Origin of the sequence: Streptomyces sp. HP-A2021 (genome assembly GCF_022807935.1) — a bacterium.
Taxonomy (GTDB): domain Bacteria; phylum Actinomycetota; class Actinomycetes; order Streptomycetales; family Streptomycetaceae; genus Streptomyces; species Streptomyces afghaniensis.
On record NZ_CP094344.1, the window covers coordinates 3,154,180 to 3,172,459 of the forward strand.

Here is an 18,280-nt window from a genome sequence, read left to right on the forward strand (position 1 = left end):
AATAACGGGGCGGGCCGCAAACCCCCGGGGCGGGGCGTTTCTCCCGCCCCGCCCGGGGCACGCATCAGTAACACCCCGCCCATCCGCGTGAGCCGGAGGGGCGCCGCCGGCACCTGCTGAAGGCCCCGGAGGCGCACCAATCATGGGTGAAAGGACGCGACGCCATGTCGGAAGCCGTCACACGCACCGTCACCGCTCCGCCCGGCCTTCTTGCCTCCCTCGATCCGCTGCTGCGGGAGTGGCTGCCACGGCAGCGCTGGTTCGCGGGCAAGGGACGTCCGGTCACCGGGTTCACGCTGGTCGAGGCCACCGAGCTGCTCCCGGCCACAGGCAAGCTCGGCCTGTACCACCTGCTCGTGCGCGCCCACCAGCCGTCCGTACCGTCGCACGGCGCGCCCGGCCACCCCGGCGACTGCTACCAGCTGCTGATAGGCGTGCGCGAGGCGCTGCCGCCTCGGCTGGCGCCCGCGCTGATCGGACACCTGGCGACGGGGCCGCTGGCCGGCCGGACGGCCTACGACGCCCTGCACGACGCCAGGCCCGCCGAACTGCTCCTGGAGGCGCTGCGCACCCAGGCCCGGATCGGCGGGCTCCGCTTCGAGCGGGACCTCGACCAGGACATCCGGTCCGGTCTGGTGCCGCGCGTGGTGACCGCGGAACAGTCCAACTCGTCGATCGTCTACGGAGATACGTTCATCCTGAAGCTGTTGCGCCGGATCGTGCCCGGGGTCAACCCTGACCTGGAACTGCCGCTGGCGCTGGCCCGCGAGGGCTGTCCCCGGGTGCCCGCGCCGACGGCCTGGATGGTCGCGGACGTCGACCCCGCGGCGGACCCGGTGATCTCGGCGGGCCCGGCCGACCTGGCCGGCCAGCCGTACGTGCTGGGGGTGCTCCAGCCGTTCGTGCAGGGCGCCTCCGACGGCTGGGAGCTGGCGCTGCGCGAGCTGGCCAAGGGCGAGGACTTCGGCGCCGAGGCACGGGCGCTGGGCCGGGCCACCGCCGAGGTGCACACCACGCTGGCCCGGGCACTGCCCACGGTCACGCTCGGTCACATGCAGCTCCGGCTCATGGTGGACGGCATGATCGAGCGACTGGAGGCGGCCGTCCAGGCGGTGCCCGCGCTGCGGCCCTACGCCGGCGGGCTGCGCTCGGCGTTCACGGCGCTGGGCGATCTGGCCGCCGAGGGCCGCACCTGGACCGCGCAGCGCGTGCACGGCGATCTGCACCTCGGGCAGTGCCTGCGCTCGCCGGCCGGCGAGTGGTGGCTGATCGACTTCGAGGGCGAGCCGGCCCGGCCGCTGGCCGAGCGGCGCATGCCGCAGCCGGCGGTGCGGGACGTCGCCGGCATGCTGCGGTCCTTCGACTACGCGGCACGCTCGGCCGATCCGCCCCAGCCGGACTGGGCCGAGACCTGCCGTTCCGCGTACTGCTCCGGATACGCCGAGGCCTCCGGACTCGATCCGCGCACCGACCCGGTGCTGCTGCGCGCCTATGAAACGGACAAGGCGATCTACGAGGTGGTGTACGAGGCCCGGCACCGTCCCGACTGGCTGCCGGTGCCCCTGGCCGCCATAGACCGGCTCGCCTCGACCGGCCACCTGACCTGACCCGACCTGACTGATCCACCTGCGTCCTGGAGGCTCCGCCCGTGACCCCCCGTCCTGAGTCCAGCGGTTCCCGTTCCAAGGGGACGGCCGGGGAGAAGATCCCCGAGCAGCCCACGGCCGCCCAGAAGAAGAGTGCCGCGAAGAAGACGTCGGTGCCGAAACAGGCGGCGGCCAAGAAGGCGACGGCCCCCGCGAAGAAGGCCGCCGCCAAGAAGACGGCTGCCGCGCAGCCACCCGCGACGAAGGCCACGGCCAAGAAGGCGGCCCCGGCGAAGACGACCGCGAAGAAGGCCGTCGAGAAGAAGGCGGTTGCGAAGAAGGCTGTCGCGACGAAGGCGGGGGCCGAGAAGGCGGTTGCCGAAAAGGCGACCGCGACGAAGGCGACCGCGACGAAGGCCGCTGCCGAGAAGACGACGGCGAAGAAGGCCACCGCCAAGAAGGCCACAACCACCAAGGCCACCGCCGCCAAGGCGACGACCACGAAGGCGGTTGCCAAGAAGGCGACAGCCAAGAAGGCGGTCGCCAAGAAGGCCACGACGGCGAAGGCGGCGGCCACCAAGTCCACCGCCTCCAAGGCCACCGCCACCAAGTCCACCGCCACCAAGGCCGCTGCCACCGGGACCACCGCGGCCAAGCCTCCCGCGAAGAGGGCCGCCGCGAAGAAAACCCCCACGAAGAAGGCTCCCGCCAAGAAGGCCACCGCCAGGAAAACCGGCGCCGGCAAAGCCACCTCCGCCCCCGCCCAGACCGTCCCGCCGGAGATGGAGCTCGGCGTCTCGCCCGCTGTCGGCGCGGCCGACCGGGACCGGCTGCTCAACGGCACGCATCACGACCCGCACTCCGTGCTCGGCGCCCACCCCGTGCCCGGCGGGGTCGCGTTCCGGGCGTTCCGGCCGTACGCCCTGTCGGTGACCGTCGTCGCCGGGGAGGTGCGGGCGGAGCTGGACGACGACGGGGAGGGGTTCTTCTCCGGACTGCTGCCGCTGCGGGAGGTCCCGGAGTACCGGCTGCTCGTGGAGTACGAGGGGACGGTCCTGGACACCGAGGACGCCTACCGTTTCCTGCCCACACTGGGCGACCTCGACCTGCACCTGATCGGCGAGGGCCGGCACGAGGAGCTGTGGACGGCGCTGGGTGCGCACCCGATGACCCACCAGGGCGTGACCGGCACCCGGTTCTCGGTGTGGGCGCCGAACGCGCTCGGCGTGCGCGTGGCCGGCACCTTCAACTTCTGGGACGGCACCGCCCACGTCATGCGGTCGCTCGGCTCGTCGGGCGTGTGGGAGCTGTTCCTGCCGGACATCGGCGAGGGCGAGCTGTACAAGTTCGAGATCACCCGCCCCGACGGTTCGAAGACGATGCGTGCCGACCCGATGGCCCGGCGCACGGAGGTGCCGCCCGCGACCTCGTCGGTCATCACGTCCTCGGAGTACGAGTGGGGCGACGCCGCGTGGCTGGACCGGCGCGCCGAAGCCCCGGCGCACGAGGCGCCCTTCTCGGTGTACGAGGTGCATCTGCCGTCCTGGCGGCCGGGACTGACGTACCGTCAACTGGCCGAGCAGCTCCCGGGGTACGTGAAGAACCTGGGCTTCACGCACGTCGAGCTGATGCCGGTCGCCGAGCATCCCTTCGGCGGCTCCTGGGGCTACCAGGTCACCGGCTTCTACGCGCCGACGGCCCGGCTGGGCACGCCCGACGACTTCCGGTACCTGGTCGACAAGCTGCACCAGGCGGGCGTCGGCGTCCTCATGGACTGGGTGCCCGCCCACTTCCCGCGCGACGACTGGGCGCTGGCCGAGTTCGACGGCCGGCCCCTGTACGAGCACGCCGATCCGCTGCGGGCCGCGCACCCCGACTGGGGCACGCTGGAGTTCGACTACGGGCGCAACGAGGTGCGCAACTTCCTCGTCGCGAACGCCCTGTACTGGTGCGAGGAGTTCCACATCGACGGGCTGCGCGTGGACGCGGTGGCGTCGATGCTCTACCTCGACTACTCGCGCGAGCCGGGCCAGTGGACGCCCAACGAGCACGGCGGCCGGGAGAACCTGGACGCGGTGGCGTTCCTCCAGGAGATGAACGCGACGGTGTACCGCAGGGTGCCCGGTGTGGTCACGATCGCCGAGGAGTCGACCGCCTGGGACGGCGTCACCCGGGCCACCCACCACAAGGGCCCGAGCGGCTTCGGCGGGCTCGGGTTCGGGCTGAAGTGGAACATGGGCTGGATGCACGACTCGCTGGAGTACATGAGCCACGAGCCGGTGTACCGCAAGTACCACCACCACGAGATGACGTTCTCGATGGTGTACGCGTACAGCGAGAACTACGTCCTGCCGATCTCCCACGACGAGGTGGTGCACGGCAAGGGCTCCCTGGTGTCGAAGATGCCGGGCGACTGGTGGCAGCAGCGCGCCAACCACCGGGCGTACCTCGGCTTCATGTGGGCCCACCCCGGCAAGCAGCTGCTGTTCATGGGGCAGGAGTTCGCCCAGGGCGCCGAGTGGTCCGAGGCGCACGGCCCCGACTGGTGGCTCCTGGATCCGGGCTACGGCGCCGAGCCCGAGCACCGGGGCGTGCGCGACCTGGTCCGCGACCTCAACACCGTCTACCGCGCGACTCCGGCGCTGTGGCGGCTGGACACGGACCCGGCCGGTTTCGAGTGGGTGGTCGGGGACGCCGCCGACGACAACGTCCTGGCGTTCCTGCGGCTGGACCCGGAGGGCACTCCGATCCTGTCGGTGTCGAACTTCGCGCCGGTCGTCCGCCAGGACTACCGCCTGGGCGTGCCCGAGGACGTCCCGGCCTGGCACGAGGCCGTCAACACCGACGCCGCCCGGTACGGCGGCAGCGACGTCACCAACCCCGACCCGGTCAAGCCGGAGGCCCAGCCCTGGCACGGCCGCCCGGCGAGCATCCGGCTGACCCTGCCGCCGCTGTCGACGGTGTGGTTGCGCCCGGCGTAGGCGGCCTGTGACACCGCTGTGACGGGAGGGGTGGCTTCCGTCACAGCCGGTCCGGGCCGGGCCTGGTGAGGTGGCCGCATGCGTGCCACGTCGCTCACCTCACGGACCGGAAGGGGCTGAGGCCCGTGCTGGTGGGTCTCGGTGTCTCGGCGGCCTGCGCCGTCGGCGCCCTCGTCGCCGCGGCGGGGGTCGTCGCGATGGCGTTCCCCGGGCGGCCCGAGCCGTGGGCGCCGCACCTGATGCGCCGGGCGGCGGCAACGGCCGCGTGGGCGGCCGCGGCCGTGTACTCCCTCGGGTTCTTCGCCGTCCTGATGTCCGAGTCGGAGTTCGGCGAAGGGGCGAGTTCCGTCCCGGCCCCGGCCTGCGTCGACGGTTTCGACGAAGGCACGGTCGAAGGCCTCTCCCATCACCGCTCCTCCTACCTCCCGCTCCGCTTCGACTGCGTCCGCGACGACGGCAGCGTCTACTCCAGTGACTCCGCCTACGCGTGGATGAACGGCGCGTCCGCCGCCTTCGCCCTGTCCGCCGCCCTGCTCGCCATCGGCGCCGGGTACGCGACCGAACTGCGCGCCCGCAGGTCCGCGGTGGTGTCGTGACGCTGCTGCCGGTCTTCGCCGGGCTCGTCGTCGGCTGGGTGGCGCTGCGCGGGCTGCTGACGCACCCGCTGCTGCCGCTGTGGGTGCGGACCTCGACCTTCTGGACCGTGCCGCTCGCTGCCGCCACCTGGGTGTTCATCATGGCGGCGGACGATCCCGTCCTGTTCCCCGAGACCGCCCCCTGCCCCAGAGAGCCGTTCCGGGAGGGCGTCATCGGAAGCGGAGAGGTGTCAGGAGTCTCCACCCCGTTCCCGCCGCGTGCCTACTGCGTGTGGGAGGACGGCACCGTCTACAACCTCACGCCCGGGGCCGAGTTCCTGTTCTGGGTCTTCTTCGCCCTGACGGTCGTACCGCTCGGGGCCGGACTGTGGCACGCCTGGCGGGATCCGAAATCGTTCCTGCACTGAGGGGATGCCGTGCCCGGCCGGCAGTGGCCGGGCACGGCATCCGCTCGGCTACGCGAAGGCCTCCGCCAGCGCCTGCGGCAGCTCCCCGGTGTGCAGCACGCCGAGCCGCTGCGTGGCCCGGGTCAGGGCCACGTACAGGTCGCTGGTGCCGTACCGGGCGGGCTCGACCACGAGGACGGAGTCGAACTCCAGGCCCTTGGCCTGGCGCGGGTCGAGGAGGACGACCGACTGCGTGAGGTCGGGTTCGGCGCCCGCCGTCACGCCGTCCAGCCGGGCCGCGAGGCCACGGTGCAGGTCGCGCGGGGCGATCACCGCGAGCCGCCCCTCGTCCGGGGTGAGCTCCTCCACAGCCTTGGCGACAGCGCCCGCAAGGTCGTCGGTGGCGCGTGCCCAGGGGCGTACGCCCGTGGAGCGGACCGAGCTCGGCGGCTCGAACTCCGGGTGCTCGGCGCGCACCACGGCCGCGGCCACGTCCATGATCTCGGCAGGGGTGCGGTAGTTGACGCCGAGGCGGGTGTGCTCCCAGCGGTCCTCGACGTACGGCGAGAGGATGCCCGACCAGGAACCGACCCCGGCCGCCTCCGCGGTCTGGGCCGGGTCGCCGACCAGGGTCATCGAGCGGGTCGGGCTGCGCCGCATCAGCAACCGCCACGCCATCGGCGACAGCTCCTGCGCCTCGTCGACGATGATGTGTCCGAACGCCCAGGTGCGGTCGGCGGCGGCGCGCTCGGCGGCGCTGCGGTGGTCGTCCTCCTCGTGCCGTTCGGCGAACCGCTCGGCGTCGATGATGTCGTGCGCGGACAGCACCTCGGAGGACTCGGGGTCGTCCTCCTCCTTGTCCTCGAACTCGTAGGTCCGGGACGCGTAGGACACGTCCAGCACGCCCTGCGCGTAGGCGATCTGCCGCTCCCGCTCGCGCTGCGCGCGCTCGCGGGCCAGCCGGTCGTCCTCGCCGAGCAGTTCGGCGGCCTCGTCGAGCAGCGGCACGTCCGCGACGGTCCAGCGCCGGGTCACCGGGCGGCGCACGGCGGCGGCGTCCTCGGCGGGCAGGAACTCCTCGGGCGCGGCGAGGAAGTCGGCGACGAGCCGCTGCGGGGTCAGCAGCGGCCACAGCTGGTCGATCGCGGCCCAGACCTCGGGGTTCTCGGCGAGATCGTCGCGGATCTGGGTGATGTCGCTGGGGTCGAGCAGGCTGGACCCGTCGAAGGGGTCGGTGCCGATCCGCTCGGCGTACAGCTCGGTGAGGGTGTTGAGGATGTGCCCCTCGAAGTGCTCGCGGGACGCGTTGTGCGGCAGCTTCGCGGCGCGGGTGCGCTCGCGGGCGACGCCGACGAGGCCGTCGTCCAGCATGAGCACCTCGCGCTCGTGCTCGATCGTGATCACCGGGTCGGGCAGCGCCTGCCGGCTGCGCACGACCTCGGCGAGGACGTCGGCCATCTCGGCGCGGCCCTTCACGGCGGCGGCCTCGGGCGTGTCGGTGGCGGTCGCCTTGACCCCGGGGAACAGCTCGCCGACGGTCGCGAGGAGCACACCGGTCTCGCCGAGGGAGGGCAGCACCTCGCCGATGTAGCCGAGGAACGCCGGGTTGGGCCCGACGATCAGCACCGCCCGCTTGGCGAGCAGTTCCCGGTGCTCGTACAGCAGATACGCGGCGCGGTGCAGGGCGACGGCCGTCTTGCCGGTGCCCGGGCCGCCCTCCACCACGAGCACGCCGCGGTGCGGGGCGCGGATGATGCGGTCCTGGTCGGCCTGGATGGTCTGCACGATGTCGCTCATCCGGCCGGTGCGCGCGGAGTTGAGCGCGGCGAGCAGCACGGCGTCGCCCGTCGGGTCCTCGTGGCCGGTGCGGGTCTCGTCGCCGAGGTCGAGGATCTCGTCGTGCAGGTGGGTGACCCGGCGGCCGTCGGTGGCGATGTGCCGCCGGCGCCTCAGCCCCATCGGGGTGTGGCCGGTGGCCAGGTAGAAGGGGCGGGCGACGTCGGCACGCCAGTCGATCAGGACCGGTGTGCGCTCGGCGTCGTCGGTGCGCAGGCCGATGCGGCCGATGTGGTGGGTCACGCCCGAGGTGAGGTCGATCCGGCCGAAGCACAGGGAACCGTCCACCGCGTTCAGCGCGGCGAGCAGCCCGGATCGCTCGGCGACGAGGATGTCCCGCTCCAGTCTGGCCTGCATGGGGGTGTTGCCCTGCGCGAGCGCGTCCGTGACGGAGGTCTCGGCGTCGCCGCGCAGCGCGTCCACGCGCGCGTACAACCCGTCGATGAATTCCTGCTCCTGCCGCAATTCATCGTCCGGAAATTCGGTGTTTGACAATTCCGCTCCCGCCCGGATATACTGTGCTCACTGAACTTCACTATGACTTCAATCGACTTGAAGTCACGAATGAACAAATATACGCAAGGAAATCCCCCGAGCGCAATTGCTCGGGGGATTTCCTCGTTTCCGGGCCGCCGAGCCCGCCCTCTACAGCACGTCGGCCAGTTCCTCCAGCAGCCGCCGCTTCGCCCGGGCGCCCACCATCGCCTTCACGGGCTCACCGCCGCGGAAGACCATGAACGTCGGCATCGACAGCACCTTGTAGGCCTTCGTGGTCTCCGGGTTGGAGTCCACGTCGAGCTGCACCACCTTCAGCCGGTCGCCCTCCTCGGCGGCGAGGGCCTTCAGGACCGGCCCCATCTGCTTGCAGGGCGGGCACCAGTCGGCGGTGAACTCCACCAGCACCGGCAGGTCGGCGCCGATCACCTCCGCCTCGAAATCCGCGTCCGTCACATCCGTCACCATGTGTGCCTCCCCAGTTCGCACTGTGGCTCCGGACCCCCCGGAACCTCCGCCTCGGCGACCAGCTCGGCCCGCGCCAGCTGCCGGGCGACCGTCTTCCGCACGCTCGTCAGCTGACCGATCAGGGAGTCGAGTTCGTCCAGCTTGCGCCGGTAGACCGCGAGCGACGCCGGACAGGTGTCGCCCTCGGGGTGCCCGGCGCGCAGGCACTCCACGAAGGGCCGCGTCTCCTCCAGGTCGAACCCGAAGTCCTGCAGCGTCCTGATCTGCTCCAGCAGCTTCAGGTCGCACTCGTCGTACGTCCGGTATCCGTTGCCCTCACGCCGCGCGGGCAGCAGCCCCCGCGACTCGTAGTACCGCAGCGTCCGCGTCGTGGTCCCGGCCCGTGCGGCCAGCTCGCCGATTCGCATACGCACGAACGTAGTCCTTGACGCCGACGTCAAGGCAACAGCGGCTTGCGCTCCACCGGCGAGGTCAGCACGATCGACGTCGTGGTGCGGCCCAGCGCGGAGACCGCCTCCAGCACCTCTTCCAGGTGAACGGTGTCCCGGACGGCGGCCTTGAGGATCCAGCAGTCCTCCCCGACCACGTGGTGCACCTCGGTGATCTCGGGCCGCTCGATCAGCTCCAGGGTCCTGGGGTGCTTGAGGTTGTAGCCGCCGTGCGGGTCGACCCTGATGAACGCCTGGATGCCGTAGCCGAGCCGGGCCGGCACGACGTGGGCGCCGTAGCCGCTGATCACGCCCGCCGCCTCCAGTCGCCGCACCCGCTCGGTGACCGCCGCCGGGCTGAGCCGGACCCGGCGGCCCAGCTCGCTGAGCTTGATCCGGCCGTCGGTCTGGAGCAGCTGGAGGATCTGCCGGTCCAGCGCGTCGAAGGCCACCGAGGTTTCGTCGGCGACGGTGCGCGGATGCCGTGGTTCTTTCGGCGTAGCGGCCTGAACTCCCATGGTTCCCCCTTCAATGCGGGCATGTGCGCCAGGAGAATTATGGTCATGGAAAAGGCCCTGGAAGTCCTGGTCATCGGCGGGAACCGTTATGTCGGAAAGCGTCTGCTCGCACGGCTGCTCGCCGACGGGCACCACGTCACGGTGCTGAACCGGGGGTCCTCCCCGCCGCCTGCGGGAGTGGAGCACGTGGTCGCCGACCGGGACGACGAGCGGTCCCTGACGGGTGCGCTCGGCTCGCGCGTCTTCGACGTCGTCGTCGACCAGGTCTGCTACACCCCGCGCCAGGCGGCACTCGCCCGCCGTGTCTTCTCCGGCCGCACCCGCCGCTATGTGATGACCTCCACGGTCGAGGTGTACGAGTACGAGGACTCCCCCGCCCTCGTACGCGAGGAGGCCGTCGACCCGGCCACGGTCACCGTGGACCTCCGGCTGCCCTGGGACGACCCGGCGTTCCTGAAGGCCAACTACGGGGAGGGCAAGCGGCAGGCCGAGGCGGTCCTCGCGGCCGACGGCCCGGCGTTGTCGTACACGGCGGTGCGGGTGGCCCATGTGCTGGGCGGGAACGACGACTTCACCGGGCGGCTGGCCCACTACGCCGAGCGGATGCGCACCGGCGAGCCGATCGCCGTGCCGGTGGTGAACCGGCCGGCCACTTACGTCCACGTCGAGGAGATCGCCCGGTTCCTCGCCTGGGCGGCGGGCGAGGACTTCACCGGGCCGGTGAACGCCGCCTCCCACGGGACGCTGACCACCGAGGAGTTGTGCGAGGCCGTGGCCGCGCACGTCCCGGGCGGCCGGGCCGTGTTCCGGTCCGTCGAGGTCGGCGAGGTCTCCCCGTTCTCCTTCCGCCGCTCCTACGGCATGGACAACGCCCGGGCCGCCCGGCTCGGCTTCACCTTCACCGACGCCCGGCAGTGGCTGCCGCGTGCCGTCGCCGAGACGCTCGGGAAGGGCGACTGACATGCGCTACAGGACACTCGGCGGGCTGAAGGTGAGCGCGGTCGGGCTCGGCGCGATGCCGCTGTCCATCGAGGGCCGCCCGGACGAGAAGCGCGCGCTGGCCACCGTGCACGCCGCGCTCGACGCGGGCGTGACCCTCCTCGACACGGCCGACTCGTACCATCTGCCGGGCGCGGAGCCCGGCCACAACGAACGTCTGCTGGCCCGCGCGCTGGCCACGTACGGCGGTGACACCTCCGGCGTGCTGGTGGCGACGAAGGGCGGCCGTGGCCGCCCGGCCGGCGGCGACTGGACGGTGAACGGCTCCCCGCGCCACCTCAAGGCCGCCGCCGAGGCCTCCCGCGAGCGCCTCGGTGTGGAGGCGATCGGCCTCTACCAACTCCACAAGCCGGACCCCGAGGTGCCCTTCGAGGAGTCGGTCGGCGCCCTGCGCGAGCTGCTCGACGCGGGCACGATCCGGCTGGCCGGGGTGTCCAACGCGGACGCGGGCCGGATCCGCCGGGCGCGGGAGATCCTCGGCGAGAAGCTGGTGTCGGTGCAGAACCGGTACTCCCCCGCCGTCCGGGACAGCGAGCCGGAGCTGCGGCTGTGTGCGGAACTGGGGCTGGCGTTCCTGCCGTGGAGCCCGCTGGGCGGGCTGGCCCGCAGCTCCCTGGACGGCCCGTCGCGCACCGAGGGCAGGGAACGCCTGGCCGCCTTCCACGAGGTGGCGGAAGCCCGCGGTGTCAGCCCCCAGCAGGTCGGCCTGGCCTGGCTGCTGGCGCGCTCCCCCGCCGTCGTCCCGATCCCGGGGGCGAGCCGGCCGGAGACGGCGAGGGACTCGGCGGCCGCGGCGGACCTGCTGCTCACCAAGGAGGAGCAGGCCCGCCTGGACGAGGCCGCCGAGCCGGTCCGCGTCTAGCGCGCCCCGGCGGACTCCAGCTCCTTGTCCTCGGCGGGCTCGTCCGCGGTCTTCCCCCTGCCGGGCAGCAGCAGCGCCACCACGACTGTCCCGACACCCAGGATCACGGCCCCGACCAGACTGGTGTGCGCGACGGCGTCGGCGAACGAGGAACCCACCGCATCGGCCATCTGCCGTGCACCACCGGCGAGTTGCCCGGCCTGCGCCTTGAGCCGCTCCGCCTGCTGAGGGTCGCTCGTGTGCGCCGCCTGCTCGGCCAGCTGGCGCGCCTTGTCACCGATGCCCCGGGCGACGGCGTACCCGGCCCCGACGGAGTCCTGGGCCGTCTCCAGCGAGGAGGCGGGGAGCTTGCCGCCGGCCGTCGCGTCCGCGAGGTGGCCGGAGTACGACGTCGCGAGCAGCGAGCCGAGGATGGCGATGCCGAGCGACCCGCCGAGCTCCAGCGACGTGTCGTTCACCGCGCCGCCGACGCCCAGCTGGGACTCCGGGAACGCCCCCATGATCGCGTCCGTGCAGGGCGACAGCGCCAGCCCGATCGCGAGGCCGAGCACGATGAGGGGCGCGACGAAGTCGCCGTACGACGAGCCGGAGTCGACCCGGGTGAGCAGCGCCAGGGCCGCCGTACCGCCGACCATGCCGGCCGTCACGGTCCACTTCATGCCGACCCGCGGGGTGAGGTAGCCGGTGAGGGCGGAGCCCACGAAGACGGCACCGGCCAGCGGCAGCATGCGCAGGCCCGTGTCCAGGGCGTCGTAGCCGAGGACGAACTGGAGGTGCTGGGTCAGGTAGTAGAAGGCACCGAAGACGGCCAGGAAGAACAGGGCGACGGCGAGGTTGGAGCCCGCGAAGCGGCGGTCGGTGAAGCGGCGCACGTCGAGGACGGGACGCGGGTGGCGCAGCTCCCAGAGCACGAAGGCCACGAGCCCGGCGCCCGCGACGACCGCCGCCCCGACCGCCTTGACGCCCCAGCCGAAGTGCGGGCCCTCGATGATCATGTAGACGAGCGCGCCGATCCACACCACCGACAGCAGTCCGCCGCCGTAGTCGATACGGCCCTGGTGGCCGGACCTGGACGGCGGCACGAGGACGAGCGCGCCGACGATTGCCAGGGCGGCGATGGGCACGTTGATGAGGAACGTCGACGACCAGCCGTGGTGCTCCAGCAGCGCCCCGGCGACCAGCGGTCCGGCCGCGATGGCGAGTCCGGCCGTGGCGGTCCACAGGGTGATGGCCTTGGCGCGTTCGGCGCGCGGGAAGGTCGCCGCGAGCAGGGACAGCGTGGCGGGCATGATCATCGCGGCGCCGGCGCCCATCACGGCACGCGCCGCGATCACCGCCGTGGCGCTGCCGGCGAGGTAGCCGGAGACGGCACCGCCGCCGAAGACGACCAGCCCGAGGACGAGCGCGCCCCGGCGGCTGTACTTGTCGCCTATGGCGCCGAGGAGCAGCATCAGCGCGGCGTACGGGACGGTGTAGCCGTCGATGACCCACTGGAGGTCGGCGCTGGACAGGCCGAGGTCCTCGGTCATGGCGGGCGCGGCGACGGTGAGGGCGGTGTTCGCCATCACGATGATCAGCAGGCTGAGGCAGAGCACGAGGAGCGCCCACCAGCGGCGTGCGTAGGGGCGGTCCATCCTCTCGGCCGGTTCGGTCATGACGAGTCGCATGGCAGGGGTCGCCTTCCTCGGACGTTCGCGACAGGTGGTGCGCGACATGGATTGCACAGCAGTGTGCAATTGCTCAGTCATGTGCAATGTACGCTTGTTGCACACCACTGTGCAAATGAAGGAGGCGAGCCCCGTGTGAGGGGCGTGCAGAATGGCTGCCATGCCTTCCGGTCACACCAGCCGCGCCGACGCCAACCGGCGCCGCATCCTCGACGTCGCCCTGGCCGAGCTGCTGCGCGACCCCGACGCGTCCATGGACCAGATCGCACGCGCCGCGGGCGTCGTACGGCGGACGGTGTACGGGCACTTCCCGAACCGCGAGGCACTGATCAGCACCCTCGTCGACGAGGCGGTTCAGGCCCTGTCGGCCGCGCACGCGGCGGGCCGGGAGGGCGTGGAGGACCCGGCGGAGTCCGTGGCCCGCTCGGTGCTGGCGGTGTGGGAGCTGGCCGACCGCTACCGGCTGCTGATCGCGCTCGCCCAGCGCACGGTCACCATGCAGGGCATCCGGGAGCGGCTCGCCCCCGTCCGGGAGGCCGCGACCGGGGTGCTCCGGCGCGGCCTCGACGAGGGCGTCTTCAGCTCACCGCTGCCGGCGCCGGCCCTGGCCTACGTGCACGAGCAGATGCTGGTCGCGCTGATGGAGGCGGTGAACGACGGGCTCGTGGCAGCGCGAGAGGCGGGCCGCTGCGCCGCGGTCACAGTGCTGACCGCGGCGGGCGTGCCCGCCTCGAAAGCCACCGAACTGGTGGCGAAGCTGAACGACTGATCTTGTCTGCGTTGATCTTGCCTGCGTTGATCTTGTCTGCTTACGGACCGGGCGGCTGAGCGACGGGGGGACACTCAGCCGCCCGGAGTCTCGCGGGGCGCGACGCGCGGCCGTCAGGCCTTCGCCAGCTCCTTCTCGCCGCCCTGCTCGGGCACCTCGGCCTGGTCGTCGGCCGGGCCGCCGTGCGCGTCGTCCAGCAGCGTCTTCTCGTCGAAGGGCAAGTGACCGGCGAGGACCTGGTCGACCCGCTCCTTGTCGATCTCCTTCGTCCAGGTGCCGATCAGCACGGTGGCCACGGCGTTGCCGGCGAAGTTGGTCAGCGCGCGGGCCTCGCTCATGAAGCGGTCGATGCCGACGATGAGGCCGATGCCGTCCACCAGGGCCGGCTTGTGCGATTGCAGACCACCGGCCAGGGTCGCGAGGCCGGCGCCGGTGACACCGGCGGCGCCCTTGGAGGCGACCAGCAGGAAGAGCAGCAGCGGGATCTGCTCGCCGATCGACATCGGCGTGCCCATCGCGTCGGCGATGAACAGGGACGCCATGGTCATGTAGATCATGGTGCCGTCGAGGTTGAAGGAGTAGCCGGTCGGGACGGTGATGCCGACCACCGGCTTGCTGACGCCCAGGTGCTCCATCTTCGCGATGAGCCGCGGCAGCGCGGACTCGGACGAGGACGTCGAGAGGATCAGCAGGAACTCACGGCCCAGGTACTTGAACAGCGTGAGGATGTTCAGTCCGGAGATCACGCGCAGCAGGATGCCGAGCACGATGAAGACGAAGAGGAAGCAGGTCACGTAGAAGCCGAGCATCAGCACGGCGAGGCTCTTGAGCGCGTCCACGCCCGCCGAGCCGGTGACGGCCGCGATGGCGCCGAAGGCACCGATCGGGGCGGCCCACATCACCATGGCCAGGATGCGGAAGACGAGCCGCTGGATGTGCTCGATACCGCGCAGGATCGGCTGGCCGGCCGAGCCCATGCCCTGGAGCGCGAAGCCGGCGAGCAGGGCGATCAGCAGGGTCTGGAGGACCGACTCGTTGGTGAAGGCGGAGACGATCGTGGTCGGGATGATGCCGAGCAGGAACTCGGTGGTGCTCTTGCCGGCCTCGGGGTCGATCTGGGCGTGGCCGGCGTCCTTGATCGCGTCGGTCACAGCGAGGCCGGTGCCCGGCTCCAGGATGTTGCCGACGACCAGGCCGATGCCCAGCGCGACCAGCGACATGATCGTGAAGTAGACCAGGGCGATACCGCCGACGGCACCGACCTTGGCGGCCTTCCGCACCGATCCGATGCCCAGCACGATCGTGCAGAAGATGATCGGCGAGATCATCATCTTGATCAGGTTCACGAAGCCCGTGCCGATCGGCTTCAGCCCGACCGCGAAGTCCGGCGCGGCCAGACCCACCGCGATACCGGCGGCGACCGCGATGATCACCGCGATGTAGAGATAGTGCGTGCGGTCCCGCTTGGGTTTGCGTGCGGCAGGTGCCGTATCGGCTGCGCTGGTCACGGCGGCCCTCCTTGACGACGTCGTCGGCATCACCGGCGTGCGGCTCACGTCCGGGACAGGGAGCGGGGAACTCCCGGAGATGCGTATTGGGGAATGCCGTGACTATGTCCTGCTCTGTGAGCGCGGTCACCCTTCCGTTCATTTAGTTCACAATCAGCCACGAGGCAGACTGACGGCATGCGCTTCTCCGTACCCGGTCCCCGCAGTCTGGCGGGCCAGCTCTTCGCCATGCAGGCCGTCCTGATCGCGGTCGTCGTGGCCGGATACGCGCTGTTCACTTACGTCAGCGACCGCAGCCAGGCCGAAGAGGCGGCGCGGCGCCAGGCCAGGGCGGTGGCGCGCTCCGTCGCCGACTCCCCTTCCGTGCTGGAGGCGGCCCGCACCTCCGACCCGACCGCCGAGCTCCAGCCGTACGCGCTGAAGGTCATGCGGGACACCGAGGTCGACTTCATAACGATCATGAACCCGCGGGGCATCCGCTGGACGCACCCCGACCCGGACCAGATCGGCCAGCCCTTCCGGGGCCACACCGCGAAGGCCCTGAAGGGCGAGACCTTCGACGAGACCTACACCGGCACGCTCGGCCCCTCGGTCCGCGCGGTCACCCCGATCCAGGACGGCAAGGAGATCGTCGGCCTGGTCAGCGCGGGCATCCGGGTCGAGGAGATCACCCAGCGGGTGCAGGACCAGCTGACGGCCCTGCTCGGCGTCGCGGCCGGCGCGCTGGCCCTGGGCGCCGTCGGCACCTATGTCGTCAACGCCCGGCTGCGCCGCCACACCCACGGCATGAACGCGGCCCAGCTCAGCCGGATGCACGACTACCACCAGGCCGCCCTGCACGCCGTACGCGAGGGGCTGCTGATGCTGGACGGGCAGTACCGTGTGGCGCTGATCAACGACGGAGGGCGGGAGCTGCTCGGCGTGGCCGGGGACGTGGTGGGCAGGTCGGTGGCAGAGCTGGGGCTGCCCGCCCCGCTGACGGGCGCGCTGCTGGCGTCGGAGCCGCGGGTGGACGAGGTGCATCTGACGGCGTCGCGGGTCCTGGTGATCAACACCTCTCCGGTGTCGGGCGGTGAGCGGCGCGGTACGGTCGTCACCCTGCGCGATGTCACCGAACTCCAGTCACTGATGGGCGAGTTGGACTCCGAGCGGGGCTTCACGCAGGCGCTGCGCTCGCAGGCGCACGAGGCGGCGAACCGGCTGCACACGGTCGTCTCGCTGATCGAGCTCGGCCGGGCGGAGGAGGCGGTGGAGTTCGCGACGGCCGAACTGGAACTGGCACAGGCACTGACCGACCAGGTCGTGGCAGCGGTGAGCGAGCCGGTGCTGGCGGCACTGCTGCTGGGCAAGACGGCCCAGGCGAACGAGCGGGGCGTGGAGCTGATGGTGTCGGAGGACAGCAGCCTGGACGACGGCCTGCTGCCGGAGTCCCTCCCGTCGAGGGACCTGGTGACCATCCTGGGCAACCTGATCGACAACGCCGTGGACGCGGCACAGGGCAGCACGCGGGCGCGGGTGACGGTGGCGGCGTACACCCAGGACACCGAGGACCCCGAGGCCCTCGATGACGCCCCGGAGTTGGTACTGCGGGTCTCGGACACGGGCCCGGGCGTGGACCCGGAGCACGCCGAGGCCGTCTTCCAGCGCGGCTTCTCGACCAAGCCGGCTGGGCCGGGCGGCCGGGGGCTGGGGCTGGCCTTGGTACGGCAGGCTGTCCAGCGGCACGAGGGGACGCTGTCGGTGGCGGGGGCCGACGGGGGCGGGGCGGAGTTCGAGGTACGGCTGCCGCTGCGGGAGTCGGGGGCGGTGGCCGAGGGCGTGACATCCAGGACCTCGGTGTCCAGAGGCGCTGGAGGCAACGCATGACGAGCGACAGCACGCCCGAGAGGGACATCCGTGTCCTGGTCGTGGAGGACGACCCGGTCGCCGCCGACGCGCACGTGATGTACGTCGGCCGGGTCCCCGGCTTCGTGGCGGTGGGCAAGGCGCACACGGGCGCGGAGGCACGCCGGGCCCTGGAGCGCACGCCCGTCGACCTGCTCCTGCTCGACCTGCACCTGCCGGACGTGCACGGACTGCACCTCGCGCGGTCCCTCCGGGCGGCCGGACACCACGCGGACGTGATCGCGGTGACGTCGGCGCGCGATCTGGCGGTCGTGCGCGAGGGCGTCTCCCTCGGAGTCGTGCAGTACGTCCTGAAGCCGTTCACCTTCGCGACCCTGCGGGACCGCCTCGTGCGGTACGCGGAGTTCCATGCCGCGGTCGGCGAGGCGAGCGGCCAGGACGAGGTCGACCGGGCGCTGGCGGCCCTGCGCGCGCCCGGCCCGGCCGCCCTGCCCAAGGGACTGAGCGCACCGACGCTGGAGCGGGTGACCGTGGCCCTGCGCGACAGCGCGGAGGGCCTCACGGCCGCCGGTGTGGCGGAGACCGTGGGCATCTCCCGCATCACGGCCCGTCGTTACCTGGAACACCTCGTGGACGCGACGAGCGCCGAGCGGAAGCCGGTTTACGGGCAGGTGGGGAGGCCGGAGCTGGTCTATCGGTGGGTGCGGAGCGAACACAAGTAGGGAGCGTCAGCGGTGCGTGCGCGCAGACCTCGTGTACATCACGACCTGCACTCCGAGCCCCGCCACGGCAAGCGCCTCCAGCACCGACAGCACGACGAGCAACCCGCCTGCGTCCCCGCTCGCCCAGAAGACGACCAGCGCCGCCAGCGGTATCGCGCAGAATGCCGTCAGGTCGACCACGGTCTGAATCGCCTTGCGGGACCGGCGCCGGGTGTCACTCCGGTGGTACGCCTCCCATCCGAAGGTCGCGAAGCCACCGTGCGCGGCGAGTTCAGCCAACCGGGGGCCCAGATCGTCCCGGACGTAGTAGCCGATCGCCGAGATCTTCTCGTCGTTGACGAGGTAGGTCCACCCCAGGACGACGCCCACCGGCGGCAACGCCAGCAGCATCGAGGGTTGCTTGGCCTGGGCCGTGGCCGCGATGACGGCGGCGACGACCCCGAGGGTGACGTACAGCAGGTTGTCGCGGAAGCCGATCCGCGCCTTCTGCTCGTCCTTCACGGTCTGATACTCGGCGAGGAGTAGTTGGCCGACGGTGATGTCGTCTCGGTCTGACACTTCCTCGTCCCCCCGGGCGCTCCTCGTTCGGTGCCAATACAGGCGTGGTGCAGGTC

General features: G+C 71.7%; 16 protein-coding genes. 9 read left to right on the forward strand and 7 right to left on the reverse strand.

The features are described from left to right. Positions 1 to 164 precede the first annotated feature (164 nt). The 4 genes from MQE23_RS14160 to MQE23_RS14175 all read left to right on the forward strand — a co-directional run bounded on the left by MQE23_RS14160 (position 165) and on the right by MQE23_RS14175 (position 5,570). The gene (locus MQE23_RS14160) at positions 165 to 1,607 is read left to right on the forward strand and encodes a maltokinase (RefSeq protein WP_243379321.1); all 1,443 of its coding nucleotides are present in this window, start codon (positions 165 to 167) and stop codon (positions 1,605 to 1,607) included. A gap of 41 nt (positions 1,608 to 1,648) precedes the next feature. After that, the gene (gene glgB, locus MQE23_RS14165) at positions 1,649 to 4,567 is read left to right on the forward strand and encodes a 1,4-alpha-glucan branching enzyme (RefSeq protein WP_243379322.1); all 2,919 of its coding nucleotides are present in this window, start codon (positions 1,649 to 1,651) and stop codon (positions 4,565 to 4,567) included. 125 nt (positions 4,568 to 4,692) lie between these two features. Continuing rightward, positions 4,693 to 5,163: a hypothetical protein gene (locus tag MQE23_RS14170; RefSeq protein WP_020273065.1), complete on the forward strand. Its 471-nt coding sequence runs from the start codon at positions 4,693 to 4,695 to the stop codon at positions 5,161 to 5,163. Then, a complete protein-coding gene (locus MQE23_RS14175) occupies positions 5,160 to 5,570 on the forward strand; it encodes a hypothetical protein (RefSeq protein ID WP_020273064.1) in 411 nt (136 codons plus the stop codon). Before MQE23_RS14170 ends, MQE23_RS14175 begins: the two co-directional genes overlap by 4 nt. Positions 5,571 to 5,618: 48 nt before the next feature. On the opposite strand, the gene MQE23_RS14180 is transcribed toward MQE23_RS14175, so the two are convergent. From MQE23_RS14180 to MQE23_RS14195, 4 genes are all read right to left on the reverse strand, one after another. Further along, on the reverse strand, positions 5,619 to 7,850 hold the full coding sequence (locus tag MQE23_RS14180; RefSeq protein WP_243382623.1) for an AAA family ATPase: 2,232 nt from the start codon (positions 7,848 to 7,850) through the stop codon (positions 5,619 to 5,621). Between the two features lie 180 nt (positions 7,851 to 8,030). Then, positions 8,031 to 8,348, reverse strand: coding sequence for a thioredoxin domain-containing protein (locus tag MQE23_RS14185; protein WP_279345142.1), 318 nt, complete (start codon positions 8,346 to 8,348; stop codon positions 8,031 to 8,033). Beyond that, complete coding sequence (locus MQE23_RS14190; RefSeq protein ID WP_020273061.1) at positions 8,342 to 8,755, reverse strand: MerR family transcriptional regulator; 414 nt, start codon at positions 8,753 to 8,755, stop codon at positions 8,342 to 8,344. The genes MQE23_RS14185 and MQE23_RS14190 overlap by 7 nt, the downstream gene beginning before the upstream one ends. A 29-nt stretch (positions 8,756 to 8,784) precedes the next feature. Next, the gene (locus MQE23_RS14195; protein WP_020273060.1) at positions 8,785 to 9,294 is read right to left on the reverse strand and encodes an Lrp/AsnC family transcriptional regulator; all 510 of its coding nucleotides are present in this window, start codon (positions 9,292 to 9,294) and stop codon (positions 8,785 to 8,787) included. Between the two features lie 45 nt (positions 9,295 to 9,339). Here MQE23_RS14195 and MQE23_RS14200 point away from each other — a divergent pair, with 45 nt between their 5' ends. Together MQE23_RS14200 and MQE23_RS14205 are read left to right on the forward strand one after the other, a co-directional pair. Then, on the forward strand, positions 9,340 to 10,254 hold the full coding sequence (locus MQE23_RS14200; protein ID WP_243379323.1) for an NAD-dependent epimerase/dehydratase family protein: 915 nt from the start codon (positions 9,340 to 9,342) through the stop codon (positions 10,252 to 10,254). Position 10,255: 1 nt separating this feature from the next. Next, positions 10,256 to 11,155: an aldo/keto reductase gene (locus MQE23_RS14205; protein ID WP_020273058.1), complete on the forward strand. Its 900-nt coding sequence runs from the start codon at positions 10,256 to 10,258 to the stop codon at positions 11,153 to 11,155. Here MQE23_RS14205 and MQE23_RS14210 read toward each other — a convergent pair. Next, complete coding sequence (locus MQE23_RS14210) at positions 11,152 to 12,822, reverse strand: DHA2 family efflux MFS transporter permease subunit (RefSeq protein WP_243379324.1); 1,671 nt, start codon at positions 12,820 to 12,822, stop codon at positions 11,152 to 11,154. The genes MQE23_RS14205 and MQE23_RS14210 overlap by 4 nt on opposite strands. Positions 12,823 to 12,973: 151 nt before the next feature. On the opposite strand from MQE23_RS14210, the gene MQE23_RS14215 reads away from it, so the two are divergent. Further along, positions 12,974 to 13,591, forward strand: coding sequence for a TetR/AcrR family transcriptional regulator (locus tag MQE23_RS14215; protein WP_020273055.1), 618 nt, complete (start codon positions 12,974 to 12,976; stop codon positions 13,589 to 13,591). Between the two features lie 113 nt (positions 13,592 to 13,704). On the opposite strand, the gene MQE23_RS14220 is transcribed toward MQE23_RS14215, so the two are convergent. Next, on the reverse strand, positions 13,705 to 15,099 hold the full coding sequence (locus MQE23_RS14220) for a cation:dicarboxylase symporter family transporter (RefSeq protein ID WP_037669584.1): 1,395 nt from the start codon (positions 15,097 to 15,099) through the stop codon (positions 13,705 to 13,707). Positions 15,100 to 15,276: 177 nt separating this feature from the next. Between MQE23_RS14220 and MQE23_RS14225 the strand changes: the two genes are divergently transcribed. Further along, positions 15,277 to 16,965, forward strand: a complete 1,689-nt coding sequence (locus MQE23_RS14225) for an ATP-binding protein (protein ID WP_020273053.1) — start codon at positions 15,277 to 15,279, stop codon at positions 16,963 to 16,965. After that, positions 16,962 to 17,666 (forward strand): response regulator, encoded by a 705-nt coding sequence (locus MQE23_RS14230; RefSeq protein WP_243379325.1) that lies wholly within the window; start codon positions 16,962 to 16,964, stop codon positions 17,664 to 17,666. The genes MQE23_RS14225 and MQE23_RS14230 overlap by 4 nt, the downstream gene beginning before the upstream one ends. A 6-nt stretch (positions 17,667 to 17,672) precedes the next feature. Here MQE23_RS14230 and MQE23_RS14235 read toward each other — a convergent pair whose 3' ends face one another. Beyond that, positions 17,673 to 18,224, reverse strand: coding sequence for a hypothetical protein (locus MQE23_RS14235; protein ID WP_020273051.1), 552 nt, complete (start codon positions 18,222 to 18,224; stop codon positions 17,673 to 17,675). Positions 18,225 to 18,280: the final 56 nt, after the last annotated feature.

Coding starts and splice junctions, on each gene's coding strand:
- MQE23_RS14160 (WP_243379321.1), top strand. CDS start 165: ATGTCGGAAGCCGTCACACGCACCGTCACCGCTCCGCCCGGCCTTCTT.
- MQE23_RS14185 (WP_279345142.1), bottom strand. CDS start 8,348: ATGGTGACGGATGTGACGGACGCGGATTTCGAGGCGGAGGTGATCGGC.
- MQE23_RS14190 (WP_020273061.1), bottom strand. CDS start 8,755: ATGCGAATCGGCGAGCTGGCCGCACGGGCCGGGACCACGACGCGGACG.
- MQE23_RS14195 (WP_020273060.1), bottom strand. CDS start 9,294: ATGGGAGTTCAGGCCGCTACGCCGAAAGAACCACGGCATCCGCGCACC.
- MQE23_RS14200 (WP_243379323.1), top strand. CDS start 9,340: ATGGAAAAGGCCCTGGAAGTCCTGGTCATCGGCGGGAACCGTTATGTC.
- MQE23_RS14205 (WP_020273058.1), top strand. CDS start 10,256: ATGCGCTACAGGACACTCGGCGGGCTGAAGGTGAGCGCGGTCGGGCTC.
- MQE23_RS14210 (WP_243379324.1), bottom strand. CDS start 12,822: ATGCGACTCGTCATGACCGAACCGGCCGAGAGGATGGACCGCCCCTAC.
- MQE23_RS14215 (WP_020273055.1), top strand. CDS start 12,974: ATGGCTGCCATGCCTTCCGGTCACACCAGCCGCGCCGACGCCAACCGG.
- MQE23_RS14225 (WP_020273053.1), top strand. CDS start 15,277: ATGCGCTTCTCCGTACCCGGTCCCCGCAGTCTGGCGGGCCAGCTCTTC.
- MQE23_RS14230 (WP_243379325.1), top strand. CDS start 16,962: ATGACGAGCGACAGCACGCCCGAGAGGGACATCCGTGTCCTGGTCGTG.